The organism is Mizugakiibacter sediminis (assembly GCF_000953855.2).
GTDB classification, from domain to species: Bacteria; Pseudomonadota; Gammaproteobacteria; order Xanthomonadales; family Rhodanobacteraceae; genus Mizugakiibacter; species Mizugakiibacter sediminis.
Genome location: NZ_DF970221.1, coordinates 1 through 16,218 on the forward strand (window position 1 = coordinate 1; position 16,218 = coordinate 16,218).

The window sequence follows — 16,218 nt, forward strand, 5'->3', positions numbered from 1 at the left end:
GCATCGTCTCAAAGGGCAGTTACACAGTTCAAATTACAGACTCCCGAAGCGGGCGATCAGCGCCTGCTTCAACGCCGCCGCGGCGGTGTGGGCCTTGCCGCTGCGCGACAGATGCCAGCCCAGCAGTTGTCGGGTGTAGCAGTCGACGACCAGGGCCAGCACCAACCAGCCGTCCCGGCCACCCCAGACACGGCACAGGTCGGTGGCCCAGCGCTCGTCCGGGGCTTGGGCCACCGAGGGCAGCGCCTCGATCCGCGGACGGCTCCCCACGGCGCGCTTGCGCACCTGCCAACCCATCAACCGGAAGATCCGCTGCACCGTGTTCTTGTTCATGCCCAGCAGCCCGGCGACCGTGCGATAGCCGAACGACGGCTCGGCCTCGATCAGCGCCTTGATCGGCTCGGCCAGCGTCGGCTCCACCTTGGGTGGGGCCTTGGTCGGCTTGTAGTACAGCGTCCGCCGCGGCACCCCGAACCAGCGGCACAGCCGGCTGATCGATACCTCGAAGCCGTCCTCTCGCAGTCCCTGCCGGATCGCCTCGATCACGGTTCGTCCTTGCCCAACAGGGACTGCAATTTTTTTCGCGCACGCAGCTCCAGCATGGCCTCGCCGTAGGCTTCCTGCAGATCCTTGAGCTGCCGCTCGTACTGGTCGCGCACGTCTTCAGGCTTGGCCCGCAGGGCGTTCTCCAAGCCCGCCTTGCCCTGCTCGATCCACTCCTCGATCCCCGCCGGCGTCAGGTCGTACTGCCGGCTGGCCTCGGCCACTGTGGTCTTGCCCTGGATGATCTCCAGCACCAGCGACGATTTGCGCCGGGCCGTCCACCGCTTGATCTCTTCGTCCATCACCGTGCTCATGGGTGTCTCCTTCGGAAGGTTACACCTGAGCAGAAATTCACTGGGTCATTACATGGACGCAACAGCATGGCATCGAGCACCTGCTGATCGAGCCGGGCTGCCCCATGCAGAACGGTTACATCGAGAGCTTCAACGGCAAGTTCCGCGATGAGTGTCTCAACGAACACTGGTTCGCGTCGCTCGCCCAAGCCCGCGATGTCATCGCCGATTGGCGCCGCGACTACAACGAGGTTCGACCGCACAGCAGTTGCGGCCGCATCCCACCGGCGCAATTCGCCGCCAACCACCGCACCGAACAAGCCAACAACGCAGTAACCTCCAACCCCGGACTTTGTCAGTAATCATTGGTACGGCCGGCGGGGGCAGATCACGGGCAGAACGGCCAGCCACCGCTACCGTTATGCTCGGCACGCAAACCGCCGAGGGGCGGTCCTGGGGGAGAACGCCGATGAATCGTGTAGCCGCTGCATGCCTGCTGTCGCTGCTGTTCGCTTTTGCCGCGCCGTTACGGGCGCAGACCGTCAACACCGTGCGGCCGATGGTGGCGCCCAAGGTCGCCAACACGGTCGAGATCGACTACCGCGCGCAGTGGGAGCAGGAGCGGGCGAAGAACCAGCAGCTGCGCGAGGAGAACGCCGGCCTGCGCGCGCAGCTGGAAGCGTGGACGCGCAAGGGCGGCAGCCTGGTGCATGCCTACTGCGAGACGCCGACCGTCAGCGCCAACAGCGCCGGCGCGCGCAACGACTGCGCGGCATCCGGCTACACCTGCGAGCCGGTCAGCGGCCTGTGCCGGACCAGCGCGGTCAATTCCGATCAGTGCGCCGGCGGCCGCGTCTGGTGCGTGTACGGCAACCGCTGCGTGCGATCGGCGGAAGAGTGCCGGCCCTGAGCGGCGGCCGGCGCCCGGCGCCGTCGCGCATCCGCCCCGGGCGTCGGCGCGGGACAGGATGACGGCTCGACGTGCGTGCGTTCGCGCGGTTTCGGCCTCGTTCCGCGCGCGGCCATGGCGGCGGGACGCATCCCGCCCGCAACCTTCCGACGGCCAGGTGCATCCCACCGCCCATGCATGGCATGGTGCCTGTGGCGCGCGGGTCGCGCGGGAGTGAGCCGGTGGGCGTTGCGACGAAGTGGAAGGACCGCGATGTGCGGCGAGTCGAAGCGCGCGCGCGTCGCGCGCGAACCGCGTTGCGCGTCGCGGTGTCGCTGCTGCTGGCCTGCGCCGCCGGTTTCGCCGCGCGGCCGTCGCGCGCGCAGGAGACCCCGGCGAAGGACGTCACCGCCTTCGTCGCGGTGAACGTGGTGCCGATGGACCGCGAGCGCGTGCTGCGCGACCGGACCGTGTTGGTCGAGGACGGGCGCATCGTCGCCATCGGTCGCAAGGTCGCCGTGCCGAAGGGCGCGCGCATCGTCGACGGCGCGGGTCGCGCGTTCCTGTCGCCGGGCCTGGCCGACATGCACATGCACGCCGACACCGCGGAGGCGCTGAAGGTCTATCTGGCCAACGGCGTCACCAGCGTGCTGAACATGGGCGGCGCTTCGCCGGAATTCGTGGCGCAGCTGCGGCCCGCCGTGAACGCCGGCAAGCGGCCGGGACCGCACGTGTACGTCGCCTTCATCGTCGACGGCTCGCCGCGCTACGGCCACTTCTTCGTGACCACGCCGGAGGAGGCGCGCTGGGCGGTGCGGCTGGCGAAGACCAACGGCTACGACTTCATCAAGGTCTACAACGACCTCTCGCCGGCATGCTTCCAGGCGCTGGTGGACGAAGGCCGCGCCCAGCATCTGCCCGTCGTCGGCCACGGCGTGCGCAGCGTCGGCCTCGAGCGCCAGCTCGACGCCGGTCAGTTGATGGTCGCGCACGCCGAGGAGTTCCTGTACACGGTGTTCAAGCCGCGCCCGACGCGCCGCCCGGCAGCGCGCCCGATCCGGCGCAGATTCCCGGCGCGATCGCCTTCGTGTTGCGCGATCGCGCCTTCGTCACCGCCGACCTCAACACCTATGCCACCATCGCGCGGCAGTGGGGCCGGCCCGACGTCGTCGACGCGATCCTGCACGGCCCCGAGCTGCGCTACGTCGGCCCCGCCAACCGCATCTACTGGAAGCATTCGGACTACCAGAAGCGCAGCGGCAGCCTGGACGCCACCACGGCCTTCCTCGCGCGCTTCGTCAAGGCGATGAGCGACGCCGGCGTGCCGCTGATCACCGGCACCGACGCGCCGACCATCCCGGGCCTGGCGCCCGGCTTCGCGCTGCACGACGACCTCGACGCGCTGCAGCGCGCCGGCCTGACGCGCTACCAGGTGCTGGCCGCCGCCACGCGCACGCCCGGCGCGATGATCCGCCGCGCGCAGCCGGACGCGGCGCCGTTCGGTACCGTCGCCGTCGGCAGCCGCGCCGATCTGGTCTTGAGCGCCGGCAATCCGCTCGCGGATCTCGCCACGCTGCGCCAACCGCTGGGAGTGATGGCGAACGGCCGCTGGTACGCGCGCGCCGATCTGCAGGCGCTGCTCGACGACGTGGCGACGACCTACGCCGCCGCCGCCGCGCCGCGCTGAAGCGCCGCCGCGGCGCTCAGGCCGGGCGGACGCGCACGGCGGTGACCTTGTAGTCGGGGGTGTCGGTGATCGTGTCGCGCCGCGGGCCGGTCAGGCGATTCACCGCGCGGACGGGGTCGTGGAAGGTGGCGAACAGCCGGCCCGGCGCCACCGCATCGGTGACGCGCAGCGGCAGCACGGCGTCGCCGTGGCGGCTCTCGACGCGCACCGGCATGCCGTCGCCCAGGCCGAGCTGGCGCGCGTCGTAGGGATGCATGTCGAGGGTGTCGGTGGGACGCAGCGCCTGCTGCGGCGTGCGGCCGGTCATGGTGCCGACGTTGAACGCGTGCAGGTGGCGGCCGGTGCCGAGCAGGAAGGGGTAGTCGGCGTCGGCGCGTTCGTCGTCCGCGCGAGGGTCGATCGGCGCCAGTACCGCGCGCGCGCCGTGGGCGAAGCGCTCCACGTGCAACACGGCGGTGCCGGGATCGCCGGCATCGACGCAGGGCCACTGCAGGCCGCGCGTTTGCAGGCGCGCGTAACTCAGCCCGGCCGCCGCGGGCCAGAGGCGGCGGACCTCGTCCCACACGGCCTCGGCCTGCGGCTGCGCGAACGAGGCGCCGTGGCCGAGCGCGGCGGCCAGGCGGCAAAGGATCTGCGCGTCGTCGAGGGCCGCGCCGCGCGGGGCGAGCACGCGGCGCACGCGCTGCACGCGGCGCTCCGAACTGGTGAACGTGCCGTCCTTCTCGAAGCTCGACACCGCCGGCAGGAACACGTGGCCGAACGCGCGCGCGGTCTCGTTGAGGAACAGGTCCTGCACGATCACCAGCTCGAGCCGCGCCAGCGCCGCGGCGGCGACGCGCGCGTCGGCGAGGCTGGCCAGCACGTCGTAGCCGATCACGTACAGCGCCTTCAGCCGGCCGGCGCGCGCGGCGTCGAGCATGCCCAGCAGGTTGAGGCCGGGCGTGGCGGGCGGCGCGACGCCCCACACCGCGGCGAAGCGGTCGCGCGCGTCGGCGAGGCGCGCGCCGCCGGTCAGCGAACCCGGCTCGCAGCCCATCAGCGCGGCGCCCTGCACGTTGTTCTGGCCGCGCAGCGGATTGACGCCGGCGCCGGGGCGGCCGATCTGGCCGGTCAGCAGCGCGAGGTCGATCAGCGCCATCACGCCCTCGGTGCCCTGCACATGTTCGGTCAGGCCGAGGCCGTGCAGGCACATCGCCGGCCGCGCGCGCGCGTACAGGCGCGCGGCCGCGCGGATCGCCTCCGGCGGCACGCCGCAGAGGCCGGCGGCGCGCTCCGGCGTCCACGGCGCGACGTGCGCGGCGAACGCCTCCACGCCGTCGACGCGCGCGGCGAGGAAATCGCGGTCGAGCAGATCCTCGGCGAACAGCACGTGCGCCAGCGCGTTCAGCAGCGCCACGTCGGTGCCGGGGCGCAGCGGCAGGTGCACGTCGGCGATCGCGGCCAGCGCGGTGCGGCGCGGATCGACGACGATCAGGCGCGCGCCGCGCCGCACGCGCTGACGGATGCGCGCGCCTGCCACCGGGTGGTTTTCCAGCGGATTGGCGCCGACGACCAGGAAGCAGGCCGCGCGCTCGATGTCGTCGAAGCTGTTGGTGGCCGCGCCGGCGCCCAGCATGCGGCCCAGCGCGACCGCGCTGGGCGTGTGGCAGACGCGCGCGCAGCAGTCGACGTTGTTGGTGCCGAGCACGACGCGCGCGAACTTCTGCGCGAGGTAGTTCTCCTCGTTGGTGGCGCGCGCCGAGCCGAGCACGCCGACCGCGTCGGGCCCGTGCGCGGCGACGATGCGGCGCAGGCCGTCGGCGGCGCAGGCGATCGCCTCCTCCCAGCCGGCGCTTTCCCAGCGGCCGTTGCGGCGCAGCCGCGGCGCGGTGACGCGGTCCGGCGCATCGACGTAGCCCTGCGCGTAGCGGCCCTTCGCGCAGAGGTGGCCCTGGTTCGCGGGGCCGTCGAGCGCCGGCCGCGCGGCGACGATGCGGCCGTCGGCGACGCCCACCTCGAGTTCGCAGCCGACCGCGCAGTACGGGCAGACCGTGCGCGTCCAGGCGGTCGCGGCGGGTTCGCGCCAGGCGCGCGCGTCGGTCAGCGCCGCGGTGGGGCAGGTGTCGACGCAGGCGCCGCAGCCCACGCAGGCGCTGTCGGCCAGCGGCACCTCGCCCGCGGTGACGACGCGCAGGTCGGCGCCGTTGCCGACGGCGCGCCACACCGATTCGCCCTGCAGGTCGTCGCAGATGCGCACGCAGCGCAGGCAACCGATGCAGCGGTTCATGTCGACGCGAATGTGCGGATGCGAAGCGTCGACCGGCGCCGTGCCGGCGGCCGGCGCGCGCGCGGCGATGCCGTGACGCAGCAGCTCGCAGTGCAGCGGTTTGTCCGGGAAGCGTTCCAGCTCGGCGGGGGCCACCCGTTCCGCGAGCTGTTCGAACATCTGCCGGCGGAAAGCGTCCAGCGCGGCGCCGCCGGAACGGATCTCGCAGCCCTCGCGCAGCGGTTCGCGGCAGGCCGGGCGCGGGCGGAACGGCAGGCCGCGCGCCGGCGAGACCTCGACCGCGCACGACCAGCACTGTCCCGTGGGCGTCAGGCGGTCGTCGTGGCACAGCGTCGGCAGCGCCCTGCCCAGCGTGCGCAGGGCCTGCAGCGCGGTCAGGCCGGCGGGGAACGCGTGCGTCTCGCCGTCGATCGTGACCCTCAGAGGGGCCGTGTCCATGGAGGGCATGCTACGGCGGCGCGCCAGCCGTCGCCATCGGCACGGCGGGCGGGACGCGTCGCTGCGCGGCACCCCTTCCGCTCGCGGTGTTGCGCCCCCATCTGCGATCCACCCGCTGCGGACGAACGCATGGCCACGCTCACGCCCGACACCCTGCCCGCGACGCTCGCCGCCGACGGTTTCGCCTTCGTGCCGGCGGCGCGCCTGCGGCCGCGGCTGCAGGCGCGCGGCGCGCTGACCGGCTGGGAGGCGTTCGCGGCGAGCTGGGACGCGCTGGAGCCCGACACCTACATGGCCGATCACGGCCGCTACCGGCGCCGCCGCCACGCGGTGTTCGCGGTGGACGCCGGCGCGATCGTCCGCCAGCCGCACCAGCCGCACTACCAGAGCCGCGAATACAACCCGCTGAACGGCGGCATCGAGCGCTGGTTCGCGCCGATCGAAGACGCGATCGGCGACGGCGCCACGCTGCGCACCGTGCTGTCCGAATGCCGCGCGCTGTTCGGCGCGCTGGCGCCGGACGTCGCGCGCTGGCACGTCGAGGTGCACCAGTTCCGCATCGAGGCGCGCGCGGATGCGCCGGGTCTGCCCACGCCGGAAGGCGTGCACCGCGACGGCGTCGACTACGTGCTGGTGCTGCTGGTGCGCCGGCACAACATCGTCAGCGGCACCACCACCATCCACGCGCCGGACGGGCGCATGCTCGGCAGCTTCACCCTGGCCGATCCCTTCGACGCCGCGCTGGTCGACGACCACCGCGTGTTCCACGGCGTCACCCCGGTGCAACCGCTCGATCCGGCGCAGCCGGCCTACCGCGACGTGCTGGTGGTGACGTTCCGGCGCGCCTGAGCGCGGCTCAGCGCACGAAGAACCAGACGATGCCGAGCGCCAGCGCCAGGCGCAGCGCGTGGTAGAGCGGCTTGTTGGCACGCTTCAGGCGCTTGCGGTATTCGCCGACCGTGTGGGCGAAGCCGTACACGCGGTTGACCACGCCGACGCGGTCGCTGTCGAGGTTCTGCGTGGCGGTGGCGCGGCCGAGCAGGCCGCCGATCCAGCGGTTCAGCGCGCGCATCGGCGCGGTGCGCAGCGGGCGCTCGACGTCGCAGAACAGGATCACGCGCGTCTGCCCGGTGCGGTTCTCCGCCCAGTGCACGTAGGTTTCGTCGAACAGCACGTCCTCGCCGTCGCGCCAGGCGTACGGCTCGCCGTCGACGAAGATGCGGCAGGCGTCGGAATTCGGCGTGATCAGGCCGAGGTGGTAGCGCACCGAGCCGGCGAACGGATCGCGGTGCGGATTGAGCTTGGCGCCCGGCGGCAGCAGGGTGAACATCGCCGCCTTCACCGAGGGGATGGCGCGCACCAGCTCGACCGTCTTCGGGCACAGCGCGCGCGCCGACGGCAGCGGCTCGTCGTACCACTTGAGGTAGAAGCGGTTCCAGCCTTCCTTGAAGAACGAGTTGAAGCTGGCGTCGTTGTTCTTCGCCGCGGCGCGGATGAAGCCCGCGTCGGACAGGCGCAGCGCCTCGTCGCGGATGGTCTGCCAGTTCGCCTTCAGCACGTCCAGCTCGGGAAAGCCGCCGCGCTCCAGATACGGCCGCGCCGGCACCTTCGAGAACAGGTAGGCCAGCACGTTGTACGGCGCGAGGAACGCCGAATGGTTCACCAACTGGCGCAGGAACGGCAGCCGCACCTTGCCGCGGAAGTGCACGTACAGCACGGCGGCGAGGAAGGCGTAGAGGACCAGGAACTTCGGTCCGAGCAGGTCGATGTGCATCGGGGCGGCGAGCGTCGGCAGTGCGCGAGACGGCCATTATGCGGCCAAGCCCCGCGCCGTTCACCCCGCGCCGGCGCAGGTCCGCTTCCGCAGGAGCCTGCCTGCAGGCGACGCGGGTGCGGCCACAAAGCCGGCGGCGCCTTGCGGCGCCACCACCCTCACCCCACCCCGCACCCGCCGAGGGCGGGAGAGGGGGACAAGCGCAGCGGCATCAGCCTCCGCTGCGCCCATGCAGGAGCCTGCGCGCGGGCGATCCCACGCTCCGCCCACAAGCGGACGCCGCCGGAAGGTCCGGCGGCGCGCGCCGTCAGATCGAGTAGTACAGCTGATACTCGAGCGGATGCGTGGAGGCGCGGAACTTGGTGACCTCCTGCATCTTCAGCGCGATGTAGCCGTCGATGAAGTCGTCGGAGAACACGCCGCCGGCCTTGAGGAAGGCGCGATCCTTGTCCAGCGCTTCCAGCGCCTGGTCGAGGCTGGAGCACACGGTCGGGATGTTCTTCTCCTCCTCCGGCGGCAGGTCGTACAGGTCCTTGTCGGAGGGCGCGCCCGGGTCGATCTTGTTGAGGATGCCGTCCAGGCCGGCCATCAGCAGCGCGGTGAAGGTGAGGTAGCCGGAGTTGACCGGGTCCGGGAAGCGGATCTCGATGCGGCGGCCCTTCGGATTGGACACGAACGGAATGCGGCAGCTCGCCGAGCGGTTGCGCGCGGAGTAGGCCAGCATCACCGGTGCCTCGAAGCCCGGCACCAGGCGCTTGTAGCTGTTGGTGGTGGAGTTGGTGAAGGCGTTGATCGCGCGCGCGTGCTTGAAGATGCCGCCGATGTACCACAGCGCGAGCTGGCTCAACCCGCCGTACAGCTCGCCGGCGAACAGGTTGGTGCCGCCCTTCGACAGCGACTGGTGCACGTGCATGCCCGAGCCGTTATCGCCGACGATCGGCTTCGGCATGAACGTCGCGGTCTTGCCGTTCTGGTGGGCGACGTTCTTGATGATGTACTTGGTGGTCAGCAGTTCGTCGGCCTTCTTCACCAGGGTGTTGAAGCGCGTGCCGATCTCGCACTGGCCGGCGTTGCCGACCTCGTGGTGGTGCACCTCGACCGGGATGCCGGCCGCTTCCAGCAGCTTGCACATGTCGGCGCGCAGGTCGCTCAGCGAGTCGACCGGGCTGACCGGGAAGTAGCCGCCCTTCACGCCGGGCACGTGGCCGTGGTTGCCGTCCTCGCGGCGGCGGCCGGTGGCCCACGCCGCTTCCGCCGACTCGATCTCGTAGGCGACGTGGCCCATCTCGTTGCGGTAGCGCACCGAGTCGAAGATGAAGAACTCGGGCTCCGGGCCGAAGAACGCGGTGTCGGCGATGCCGGTGGATTTGAGGTAGGCCTCGGCGCGCTTGGCGATCGAGCGCGGGTCGCGCGCGTACGCCTGCATGGTCGACGGCTCCAGCACGTCGCAGGTCAGGATCAACTGCTTGTGCGCGGAGAACGGATCCATGATCGCGGTGTCGGGATCCGGCAGCAGCACCATGTCCGACTCGTTGATGCCCTTCCAGCCGGCGATCGAGGAACCGTCGAACATCTTGCCGTCCTCGAAGGTGCCGGCGTCGATGGCGCGCGCGGGGAAGGTGACGTGGTGCTGCTTGCCCAGCATGTCGGCGAAGCGCAGGTCGACGAACTCGACCCCTTCGTCCTTGATCAGCTTGAGCACGGACTCGACGGACATGGTGTACCTCGGCGGCGTGATGGATGCCGAAGCCGTGGCAAGGCCCGTGCCAGGTGCGGATACGCTGATGAAACAGGGGCTTGGCGTCGCGGTCCGATGGAAGGTGCGGGACGAATGCACCTTGTCGGTGCATTCGATTGCACCAACCTGGCGTCAGCCGGCGGGCTTGCCGGCCGCGCGCGCGGCCAGCGCGATCGGCAGGCCGACGAAGAACATGTGCGAGCCCAGGTCGAGCGCGGAGGCCAGCGGCGCGAACGTGACCGGATGCGGATACGCCGACAGCGGCAGTACCACCAGCCGCATCGCCAGGAACACGCCGAAGCCGTAGAGCATGCCGGCTGCCGGCGCGCGGCGCGTCAGCACCGGCAGGCGGCGGCTGGCGAGGCAGAAGATCGCCGCGATCAGCAGCGCCATGGCGAAGTGCAGGACGAAGCCGAGCGCGGCGGTCGGCCAGCCGCCGTCGTAGGCCGCGGCGCCGAGCAGGCCGCTGGCGATCGTCTGCAGCAGCCGCATCGCGGTGCCGCCGCGCAGCACGGCGAAGGTGATGGCGAAGGCGATGTCGAGCGCGCCGGCGATCGCGCCGCCGGCCAGGATCGCGAACGGCGTGGGATGGCGGCGCATGGCAAATTCCGCGGGCTGCGGCCGCCGCGCGGCCGGATACCGAAAGCTTAGTCCGTCGCCGCACGCAGCGGACGGCGCGCGTGCAAGCCGGCAGGAATCGACACGGGGCGAAGGCGCGCCGCCGAACGCTCAGGCGCCGCCTTCGGCGTAGCTGACCTCGCCGATCCAGTGGCGCTTGCGCCGCGCCAGCCGCTCCGCCTCGCTCTCGCCGTCCAGCGTGGACGCGCTGCGCCGCAGCCGCGACGGATCGACGTCCTCGAAGGCGTTGACGTTGACCACCGCGTACAGGCGGCCGTCGATGCGGCTGGTCGCCACCGGCACCACGCCGCACACGGCGCAGACATGGAACTCGGCGGTCTGCGTGCCGAACGCGTATCTCGACACGCGCGCCGGATCGCGCACGCGCACGGCGAGCGCGCCGGAGGGGCACGACGTCCACACGCCGCCATGCCGCGCGCAGAACGTGCAGGTGCAGGCGCGCGCGGGAATCTCCGCGGGCTCCGGCGTCCAGTCCAGCGCGAACGTGATGTTGCCGCAGTGGCAGCGGCCGGTGATCCGCATGGCGAGCCGTCGGGCGGTTCGGGGATGAGGCGACCAGGCCGGCAGTATCGGCGTCCAACGCGCGAGATCAAGTGCCGCCCGAAGCGGCCTCGATCGACGGGCCGCGGCTCCCGCTACCGCGCGGCACGGATCGGGGCGCGCCTAGCCGGAATCGCCAGGGCGCTTGCGCATGAGCAGGTTCGCTGGCCGCGCGGGTGGTCGTCCACCACGGCCACGACCTCGAAACCATGTTTGGCGTGGAAGGCCGGGATCCGGAAGGAGGACGTGCTGAGCAGAATCCGTTGGCGGTTCCGCCGGCGCGCCTCCTGCTCCGCTGCGGCGAACGGCCGGGGACCAGTTTCTGCCGGCGCCGCGTCTCCTCCACCCGGAACTGGCGGATTTCGAGGCAGCCGCCCCACACGGCGCCGCAGATCCCGGCAACGATCCGCTCTTCCGCATCCTTGACGAGGATCGACAAGCACTCGCCGCCCGCGATGCCCGTCGCGGCGTCGAACTCGTGGATCCGATCTTCCAGGGATCGCGCCTGTTCCGCCGCGGGCGCCGCGCTGATGGCGAATTCGGAAGCGCGCATCACCGGGTTCCTCGCGGCGGGTCGATCGCGAATCGATGCGGACTGCCGACGCCGCGCCGCGAGACGCCCTCTCCGCGTCGCGCCTGCAACGAGACCCCTGGATCGCCCGGCGCCTTGCGCGGAGAGCGGCAGCACGGCCTGCCGCGCGAGGCGTTCGAGCACGCGGTATCCCTAGCTTGCGTTGCCGTCGGCCTGGATGAGGCCGAACTTCAGTCCGCCCGGTTCGGCGCACGTGGCATACCAGCCGATGCCGGGAATGGGCATCCGCGGCTCGACGACGCGCCCTCCGGCGGCAACGACCCGGCGCACCACCTCGTCCAGCTCGGCCACCGGCACGGTGATCAGCGTCGTCGGCCCGTCCTCGCTGGCCGGCGCATCCTTCACGCTGCCGATGCCGCCGTCGATGCCCGCCTCGCCCGCCGGGCCGGCCTCGATGCGGTAGTACTCGTACGGCATCGGAAACCGGGTGAACCGCCAGCCCAGCACTTGCTCGAAGAAGGCCCTGGCCTGCGGCACGTCGCGGACGGAGAGATCGAAATAGGTGGGTTTCATGGCTTCACCTCTGCGCGGTCCGGACGGCCGCGCCTGCAAGGCCCCGCGCCCGACGTTCGCGTCCGTGGACGAGGCCTCGGCTCGACCGTCGGGCGAGCCGCACGCCGATTCGGCGCACGCGAAGCATCCCGCGCCGGATGTGTGCCGCCGTTACTCCGCCCGCTCCACGAACACCGTTTCCGCGCCCAGCTCCTCGAAACACAGGTTGATGGTGCGCCCGATGGCGCGCGTGCGGTGGACGGTCATCGCCGGGATGGTCACGCTCTGCCACGGCTGCAGGCGCAGTTCGCGCCCGTCCTCCAGATCGATGGCGAGGCAGCCCTCCACGACGATGAACAGCTCGTCCGACCTGGGGTGATAGTGCCAGCGGTAGTCCCCTTCGAAGACCGCCAGCCGCAGGCAGCTGCCGTTGACGCGGTTGATCACCATGTTGCGGTACGGCGTGGTGACCTTCGCGCCTTCGCCGCGCAAGTCGACGACGTGCAGCGCGGGATAGCGCACCGGCTCGTTCATGTAGGCATCCGCGGAGATGTTCACGCTGGTTTCCTTCGGGCTCCGGAAGCGACGAAGCCATGAAGGACGAGCGGCGCGCCGTCGTCAAGCCGGGCCGCAAAAGCGGCCAGCTTGTGCGGCAAGACGGGCCGTCTTCGATGCGTCGGTCCACGCGCATGCCTGCGTCCGCGCAACCGCCGCGCGGCGCCGGACGCCTGCGGCGATCAGCGGGCCGCGGCCGCGCGGTCGGGCAGGCCGACGTGCTGGATCGCCACCAGCAGGCCGAACGCCAGGTCGATCAGCAGGCAGGCCTGCGGGTACCACGGCTCGATGAAGCCGGCGCGATGGTGGTGCCACGCATCCCAGGCGACGCCGTGCGCGGCGATGCCGAGCCCGAGGATCAGGAACGACTCCCGGAAGTAGCCGAGCAGCGCGAGGCCCCCGAAGATGACCAGGCCCGCCAGTTCGATGGCAACGGCATCGCGGTCGCCGGCCAGCAGCGCGGCCCAGAGATAGATCACCGGCATCGCGGCCAGGAACAGCGCCAGCCAGAGCCGTTCGAAGGACGCCCGCCGGACGCGGAGCAGGCGCAGCACGCCGAAACCCGCCGCCGCCGCCAGCGCGGCGGCCAGCGCGAAATAGGCCGGATCCCGCACGTAGGACGGCAGGGAGGCGGCCGGCGCCAGCCGCGCCCATGTATAGAACACGGCGCCGAACAACACGCAAAACCCGAGAACCTCGAACGCCCGTCGACCGCTCATGCCCATCCCCTCGTGCATGCCCACGACGAGCATATCCCCGGCGAGTGCGTCGATGACACCGCCGGACGACCGCAGCCGATCGGAGGAACGGTACCGTCCGAGATGAGGGTGTTGCCAGCCCCTGACGGTGCCGCATGTCCCCGCACGATGGATACTTGCGTGTTGAAGCCTGTCGTCGCGCCGCAGTTGCGATTGGAGACGACTGCGTCGATCGCGCGAGATGGTGAAGCAACGCTGGCAACAATCGCGTCGTCGCAGCCCGTGGCGGATGCAAGCATTGCGATAACGGCGAGCGGCTTCGGGAGCTGCTTCATGCGGCCCATCTACAACGCGATAGTGAGGTGGGGTGTAAATCCGCAGCCCAATCCCGCAGCCTGGCGCTGCCGCGCAACTCGGGCGGCGGCGGGGCATCGCCGGATCGACGGTCCGGGGTGGCCTTGCAGCGCGGGAGCGCTGCGCATTCCCCATGCGTCCGCCGCACGCCCGCGCCAGCCCCGCGGCAGCCATTGCCCGTACACTGGGCGGGTTTCGACCGGAGCCGCGCGCGCATGAACGACCTGCTCACCGCCGTCCTGCTGGGCATCATCGAGGGCATCACCGAGTTCCTGCCGATTTCCAGCACCGGGCATCTGCTGATCGCCGAGCACTGGCTGGGCGCGCGCTCGGACATGTTCAACGTGGTGATCCAGGCGGGCGCGATCCTGGCGGTGACGCTGATCTACCGGCGGCGGCTGTGGGATCTGGCGGCCGGCTTCGGCCGCGCGGAGAACCGCGACTACGCGGCCAAGCTGGTCGTCGCCTTCCTGATCACCGCCGCGCTCGGCTTCCTCGTCGCGAAGCTCGGCTTCAAGCTGCCGGAGACGGTGACGCCGATCGCCTGGGCGCTGGTGATCGGCGGCTTCTGGATGCTGGCGGCGGAGCGCCTCGCCGAGCGGCGGCCGGAGAACGCGCGCATCACCTGGCCGGTGGCGGTGCTGGTGGGCCTGGCGCAGGTGGTGGCGGCGATCTTTCCCGGCACCTCGCGCTCGGCGGCGACGATCTTCATCGCCATGTTGGCCGGCACGCGCGATCGCGCCGCCGCCACCGAGTTCGCCTTCCTGGTCGGCATCCCGACGATGTACGCGGCCAGCGGCTACGAGCTGCTGAAGACGCTGAAGGGCGGCGCCGCGCACGAGGACTGGGCGGCGCTGGGCGTGGCTTTCGCGGTGTCGACGCTGACCGCGTTCGTCGCGGTGAAGTGGCTGCTCGGCTACATCCGCAGCCACCGCTTCACCGCGTTCGCCTGGTACCGCATCGCGCTGGGGGCGGCGCTGCTGCTGGGGTTGCCGGCGGGGGCGTGAGCGCCGGGCCTATGCTTCCAGCAGGTCGGGCAGGCCGGCCTCGCGGTTGAAGTCGCCGATCGCCGCGACCAGCTCGGCGACGGCGGCGCGCTCGGCCTCGGTGAGGTAGGGATTCCAGGCGTCCATCAGCACGATCACGCGCGTCGCCTCGCTGCGGTTCCACGCTTCGTGCTCGAAGGTGTCGTCGAAGGCCATCGCGCGGCCTTCCCGCCAGTAGTGCGCTTCGCCGCCGGCGACCAGCGCGCACTGGTTCGCGCCCGGCACCACCAGCGGCAGATGCACCACCACGCGCGTGTTGGTGACGCCGCGGTGCGGCAGGATGTGCGAGCCGGCGGTGAGCACGGAGAAGCAGATCTCCGGCGCGTGGTCGCGGATGCGCACCAGCGGCAGGTCGTCCAGCACCTTCGCCGTGTGCGGGCAGCGCCGGCAATTCTCGTCGTAGCGCCGGCCGTGGCGGTAGAAGAAGAACGCGTTCCACGCCGGCGTGCCGCGGCTGCCGGCGAGATAGCCGCTCATGTCCTCCGGCCGGCGGAAGGTCAGGAACGGTTCGAAACCGCTGTCGGCGGCGAGCACGGCCAGCATCTCGTCGCGGATCGCCGCGGTCTCGGTCTCGAAGCCCTCGATCCAGGGGAACAGCGCGGTGGGGAAGTACGGCTGCGTCGGCAGGCCCGGAAAGTACAGGAACTTCGGCCGCTGCCGCGGATCGGCGTACGCCGGTTCCTCGAGCTGCAGGTAGATGCGCAGGCAGCGCTCGACGCGCGCGAGCTCGCCGGCGCCGTAGCGCTCGCGCAGCGGCGCGATGGCGCCGTCGAACAGGCGGAAACGCTCGGCGTCGACGAACAGCATCGCGCGCTTCACCGCCTCGCGCATGCTCGGGTGCGTGGTGGCGTCGCTCAGCCAGCGGCCCTGCAACTGCGCCTCGTTGATGGCGCGGAAGTACTGCACCAGCGCGCCGTGCGCGTCGTCGAGGCGCTCCAGCACGTGGCCGAGGCGCAGGCGCGCGATGAACAGGTCGGACCTCAGCGCGATCGCCTGCTGCAGCGCCTGCTGCGCTTCGGCGAGGCGGTCGGCGGCGACCAGCGCGGTGCCGAGGTGGGTCAGCACCAGCGCGTCTTCCGGCTGCTGCGCGAGCACGCGCCGGAAGTAGCCGATCGCTTGCTCGGCGCGCTCCTCGGCCAGCGCGCGCATGCCGAGGAAGGTCAGCGCCTCGACATGCGCGGGATCGGCGTCGGCGATGCGCGCATAGGCCTCGGCAGCCTCCTGCGGGCGGCCCTGGTCGCGCGCGCTGCGGGCGCGCGTCAGCAGGTCGGCGAGGGTCGCGACGGCGGCGGGGCTCTGGCTCATGGGAGGTCGAACGGTTCGGCGGCAATGCGTCCGCCGACACTACCACCGCCCTCGCGCCGGCGTCCAAGCTGCCGCATTCGCCTCCGCCGCGGCGTTTCAGCGCAGGGCGCGCGCGAGGCTCCAGGCGAGGCCGAACGCGCTGCGCAGCCCGCGCGCGGCCAGCGCGGCGCCGCGGCCGAGCCGGCCCAGCGCCAGGCCCAATGCGCCGGCGGCCGCCAGCGCCGACCACGGATGGCGGCGGTACAGGGCGACGCCGTCGGCGAGCACGGCATCGATGCGATCGCGTTGCCGCGTCAGCCGCGCTTGCGCCTGCCGCCGTTCGTGCAGCGCGCGACGCAGGCCGACGCGCTCGCGCCGCCGGCGCCACCC

Annotated in this window: 18 protein-coding genes and 1 pseudogene; 6 read left to right on the forward strand and 13 right to left on the reverse strand. The window is 71.6% G+C overall.

All coding sequences use genetic code 11. The features are described from left to right. Positions 1-33 precede the first annotated feature (33 nt). Together MBSD_RS10045 and MBSD_RS10050 are read right to left on the reverse strand one after the other, a co-directional pair. Positions 34-546 (reverse strand): DDE-type integrase/transposase/recombinase, encoded by a 513-nt coding sequence (locus MBSD_RS10045; protein ID WP_114693248.1) that lies wholly within the window; start codon positions 544-546, stop codon positions 34-36. Continuing rightward, positions 543-857, reverse strand: a complete 315-nt coding sequence (locus MBSD_RS10050; RefSeq protein WP_062537208.1) for a DUF1153 domain-containing protein — start codon at positions 855-857, stop codon at positions 543-545. Before MBSD_RS10050 ends, MBSD_RS10045 begins: the two co-directional genes overlap by 4 nt. A gap of 47 nt (positions 858-904) precedes the next feature. On the opposite strand from MBSD_RS10050, the pseudogene MBSD_RS10055 reads away from it, so the two are divergent. The 4 genes and pseudogenes from MBSD_RS10055 to MBSD_RS10070 form a co-directional block, all read left to right on the forward strand. Next, positions 905-1,198, forward strand: a pseudogene (locus MBSD_RS10055) (integrase core domain-containing protein); the annotation flags it as partial. A 107-nt stretch (positions 1,199-1,305) separates the two neighbouring features. Next, positions 1,306-1,746 carry a hypothetical protein gene (locus MBSD_RS10060; RefSeq protein ID WP_148667860.1) on the forward strand — a complete coding sequence of 147 codons (441 nt, stop codon included), beginning with the start codon at positions 1,306-1,308 and terminating at the stop codon, positions 1,744-1,746. A gap of 71 nt (positions 1,747-1,817) precedes the next feature. Further along, positions 1,818-3,035 (forward strand): amidohydrolase family protein, encoded by a 1,218-nt coding sequence (locus MBSD_RS10065; RefSeq protein WP_187300633.1) that lies wholly within the window; start codon positions 1,818-1,820, stop codon positions 3,033-3,035. Next, positions 3,032-3,412: an amidohydrolase family protein gene (locus MBSD_RS10070; protein ID WP_114693250.1), complete on the forward strand. Its 381-nt coding sequence runs from the start codon at positions 3,032-3,034 to the stop codon at positions 3,410-3,412. The genes MBSD_RS10065 and MBSD_RS10070 overlap by 4 nt, the downstream gene beginning before the upstream one ends. 16 nt (positions 3,413-3,428) lie before the next feature. On the opposite strand, the gene fdhF is transcribed toward MBSD_RS10070, so the two are convergent. Then, entirely contained in the window at positions 3,429-6,116 is a 2,688-nt protein-coding gene (gene fdhF / locus MBSD_RS10075) for a formate dehydrogenase subunit alpha (RefSeq protein WP_062537210.1), read from the reverse strand. A 129-nt stretch (positions 6,117-6,245) separates the two neighbouring features. Here fdhF and MBSD_RS10080 point away from each other — a divergent pair, with 129 nt between their 5' ends. Further along, positions 6,246-6,965: a 2OG-Fe dioxygenase family protein gene (locus tag MBSD_RS10080; protein ID WP_062537211.1), complete on the forward strand. Its 720-nt coding sequence runs from the start codon at positions 6,246-6,248 to the stop codon at positions 6,963-6,965. Positions 6,966-6,972: 7 nt separating this feature from the next. On the opposite strand, the gene MBSD_RS10085 is transcribed toward MBSD_RS10080, so the two are convergent. The 8 genes from MBSD_RS10085 to MBSD_RS10115 all read right to left on the reverse strand — a co-directional run bounded on the left by MBSD_RS10085 (position 6,973) and on the right by MBSD_RS10115 (position 13,165). After that, complete coding sequence (locus tag MBSD_RS10085; protein WP_062537212.1) at positions 6,973-7,890, reverse strand: aspartyl/asparaginyl beta-hydroxylase domain-containing protein; 918 nt, start codon at positions 7,888-7,890, stop codon at positions 6,973-6,975. Between the two features lie 307 nt (positions 7,891-8,197). After that, the gene (gene glnA, locus MBSD_RS10090) at positions 8,198-9,607 is read right to left on the reverse strand and encodes a type I glutamate--ammonia ligase (RefSeq protein ID WP_062537213.1); all 1,410 of its coding nucleotides are present in this window, start codon (positions 9,605-9,607) and stop codon (positions 8,198-8,200) included. A 153-nt stretch (positions 9,608-9,760) separates the two neighbouring features. Then, the gene (locus MBSD_RS10095) at positions 9,761-10,228 is read right to left on the reverse strand and encodes a hypothetical protein (protein WP_062537214.1); all 468 of its coding nucleotides are present in this window, start codon (positions 10,226-10,228) and stop codon (positions 9,761-9,763) included. A gap of 129 nt (positions 10,229-10,357) precedes the next feature. Next, the gene (locus MBSD_RS10100) at positions 10,358-10,789 is read right to left on the reverse strand and encodes a GFA family protein (protein ID WP_062537215.1); all 432 of its coding nucleotides are present in this window, start codon (positions 10,787-10,789) and stop codon (positions 10,358-10,360) included. Positions 10,790-10,856: 67 nt separating this feature from the next. Further along, positions 10,857-11,360 carry a hypothetical protein gene (locus tag MBSD_RS15165; protein ID WP_148667862.1) on the reverse strand — a complete coding sequence of 168 codons (504 nt, stop codon included), beginning with the start codon at positions 11,358-11,360 and terminating at the stop codon, positions 10,857-10,859. A 171-nt stretch (positions 11,361-11,531) separates the two neighbouring features. Further along, positions 11,532-11,912: a VOC family protein gene (locus MBSD_RS10105; RefSeq protein ID WP_062537216.1), complete on the reverse strand. Its 381-nt coding sequence runs from the start codon at positions 11,910-11,912 to the stop codon at positions 11,532-11,534. 150 nt (positions 11,913-12,062) lie between these two features. After that, on the reverse strand, positions 12,063-12,449 hold the full coding sequence (locus MBSD_RS10110; RefSeq protein ID WP_237071785.1) for a cupin domain-containing protein: 387 nt from the start codon (positions 12,447-12,449) through the stop codon (positions 12,063-12,065). Positions 12,450-12,628: 179 nt separating this feature from the next. After that, positions 12,629-13,165, reverse strand: a complete 537-nt coding sequence (locus tag MBSD_RS10115; protein ID WP_148667863.1) for a hypothetical protein — start codon at positions 13,163-13,165, stop codon at positions 12,629-12,631. Between the two features lie 548 nt (positions 13,166-13,713). Here MBSD_RS10115 and MBSD_RS10120 point away from each other — a divergent pair. Further along, entirely contained in the window at positions 13,714-14,505 is a 792-nt protein-coding gene (locus tag MBSD_RS10120; protein ID WP_062537218.1) for an undecaprenyl-diphosphate phosphatase, read from the forward strand. 9 nt (positions 14,506-14,514) lie between these two features. On the opposite strand, the gene MBSD_RS10125 is transcribed toward MBSD_RS10120, so the two are convergent. Together MBSD_RS10125 and MBSD_RS15460 are read right to left on the reverse strand one after the other, a co-directional pair. Continuing rightward, positions 14,515-15,849, reverse strand: coding sequence for an aspartyl/asparaginyl beta-hydroxylase domain-containing protein (locus MBSD_RS10125; protein WP_062537219.1), 1,335 nt, complete (start codon positions 15,847-15,849; stop codon positions 14,515-14,517). A 96-nt stretch (positions 15,850-15,945) separates the two neighbouring features. Continuing rightward, positions 15,946-16,218, reverse strand: a 273-nt coding sequence (locus tag MBSD_RS15460; RefSeq protein WP_187300634.1) for a hypothetical protein, incomplete at its 5' end; no start/stop codon positions are given.

Excerpts from the sequence above, each read along its gene's own strand:
- MBSD_RS10070 (WP_114693250.1), top strand. The coding sequence starts at position 3,032 with ATGAGCGACGCCGGCGTGCCGCTGATCACCGGCACCGACGCGCCGACC.
- MBSD_RS10060 (WP_148667860.1), top strand. The coding sequence starts at position 1,306 with ATGAATCGTGTAGCCGCTGCATGCCTGCTGTCGCTGCTGTTCGCTTTT.
- MBSD_RS15165 (WP_148667862.1), bottom strand. The coding sequence starts at position 11,360 with ATGCGCGCTTCCGAATTCGCCATCAGCGCGGCGCCCGCGGCGGAACAG.
- MBSD_RS10050 (WP_062537208.1), bottom strand. The coding sequence starts at position 857 with ATGAGCACGGTGATGGACGAAGAGATCAAGCGGTGGACGGCCCGGCGC.
- MBSD_RS10095 (WP_062537214.1), bottom strand. The coding sequence starts at position 10,228 with ATGCGCCGCCATCCCACGCCGTTCGCGATCCTGGCCGGCGGCGCGATC.
- MBSD_RS10100 (WP_062537215.1), bottom strand. The coding sequence starts at position 10,789 with ATGCGGATCACCGGCCGCTGCCACTGCGGCAACATCACGTTCGCGCTG.
- fdhF (WP_062537210.1), bottom strand. The coding sequence starts at position 6,116 with ATGGACACGGCCCCTCTGAGGGTCACGATCGACGGCGAGACGCACGCG.
- MBSD_RS10105 (WP_062537216.1), bottom strand. The coding sequence starts at position 11,912 with ATGAAACCCACCTATTTCGATCTCTCCGTCCGCGACGTGCCGCAGGCC.
- MBSD_RS10120 (WP_062537218.1), top strand. The coding sequence starts at position 13,714 with ATGAACGACCTGCTCACCGCCGTCCTGCTGGGCATCATCGAGGGCATC.
- glnA (WP_062537213.1), bottom strand. The coding sequence starts at position 9,607 with ATGTCCGTCGAGTCCGTGCTCAAGCTGATCAAGGACGAAGGGGTCGAG.
- MBSD_RS10080 (WP_062537211.1), top strand. The coding sequence starts at position 6,246 with ATGGCCACGCTCACGCCCGACACCCTGCCCGCGACGCTCGCCGCCGAC.
- MBSD_RS10125 (WP_062537219.1), bottom strand. The coding sequence starts at position 15,849 with ATGAGCCAGAGCCCCGCCGCCGTCGCGACCCTCGCCGACCTGCTGACG.
- MBSD_RS10115 (WP_148667863.1), bottom strand. The coding sequence starts at position 13,165 with ATGAGCGGTCGACGGGCGTTCGAGGTTCTCGGGTTTTGCGTGTTGTTC.
- MBSD_RS10085 (WP_062537212.1), bottom strand. The coding sequence starts at position 7,890 with ATGCACATCGACCTGCTCGGACCGAAGTTCCTGGTCCTCTACGCCTTC.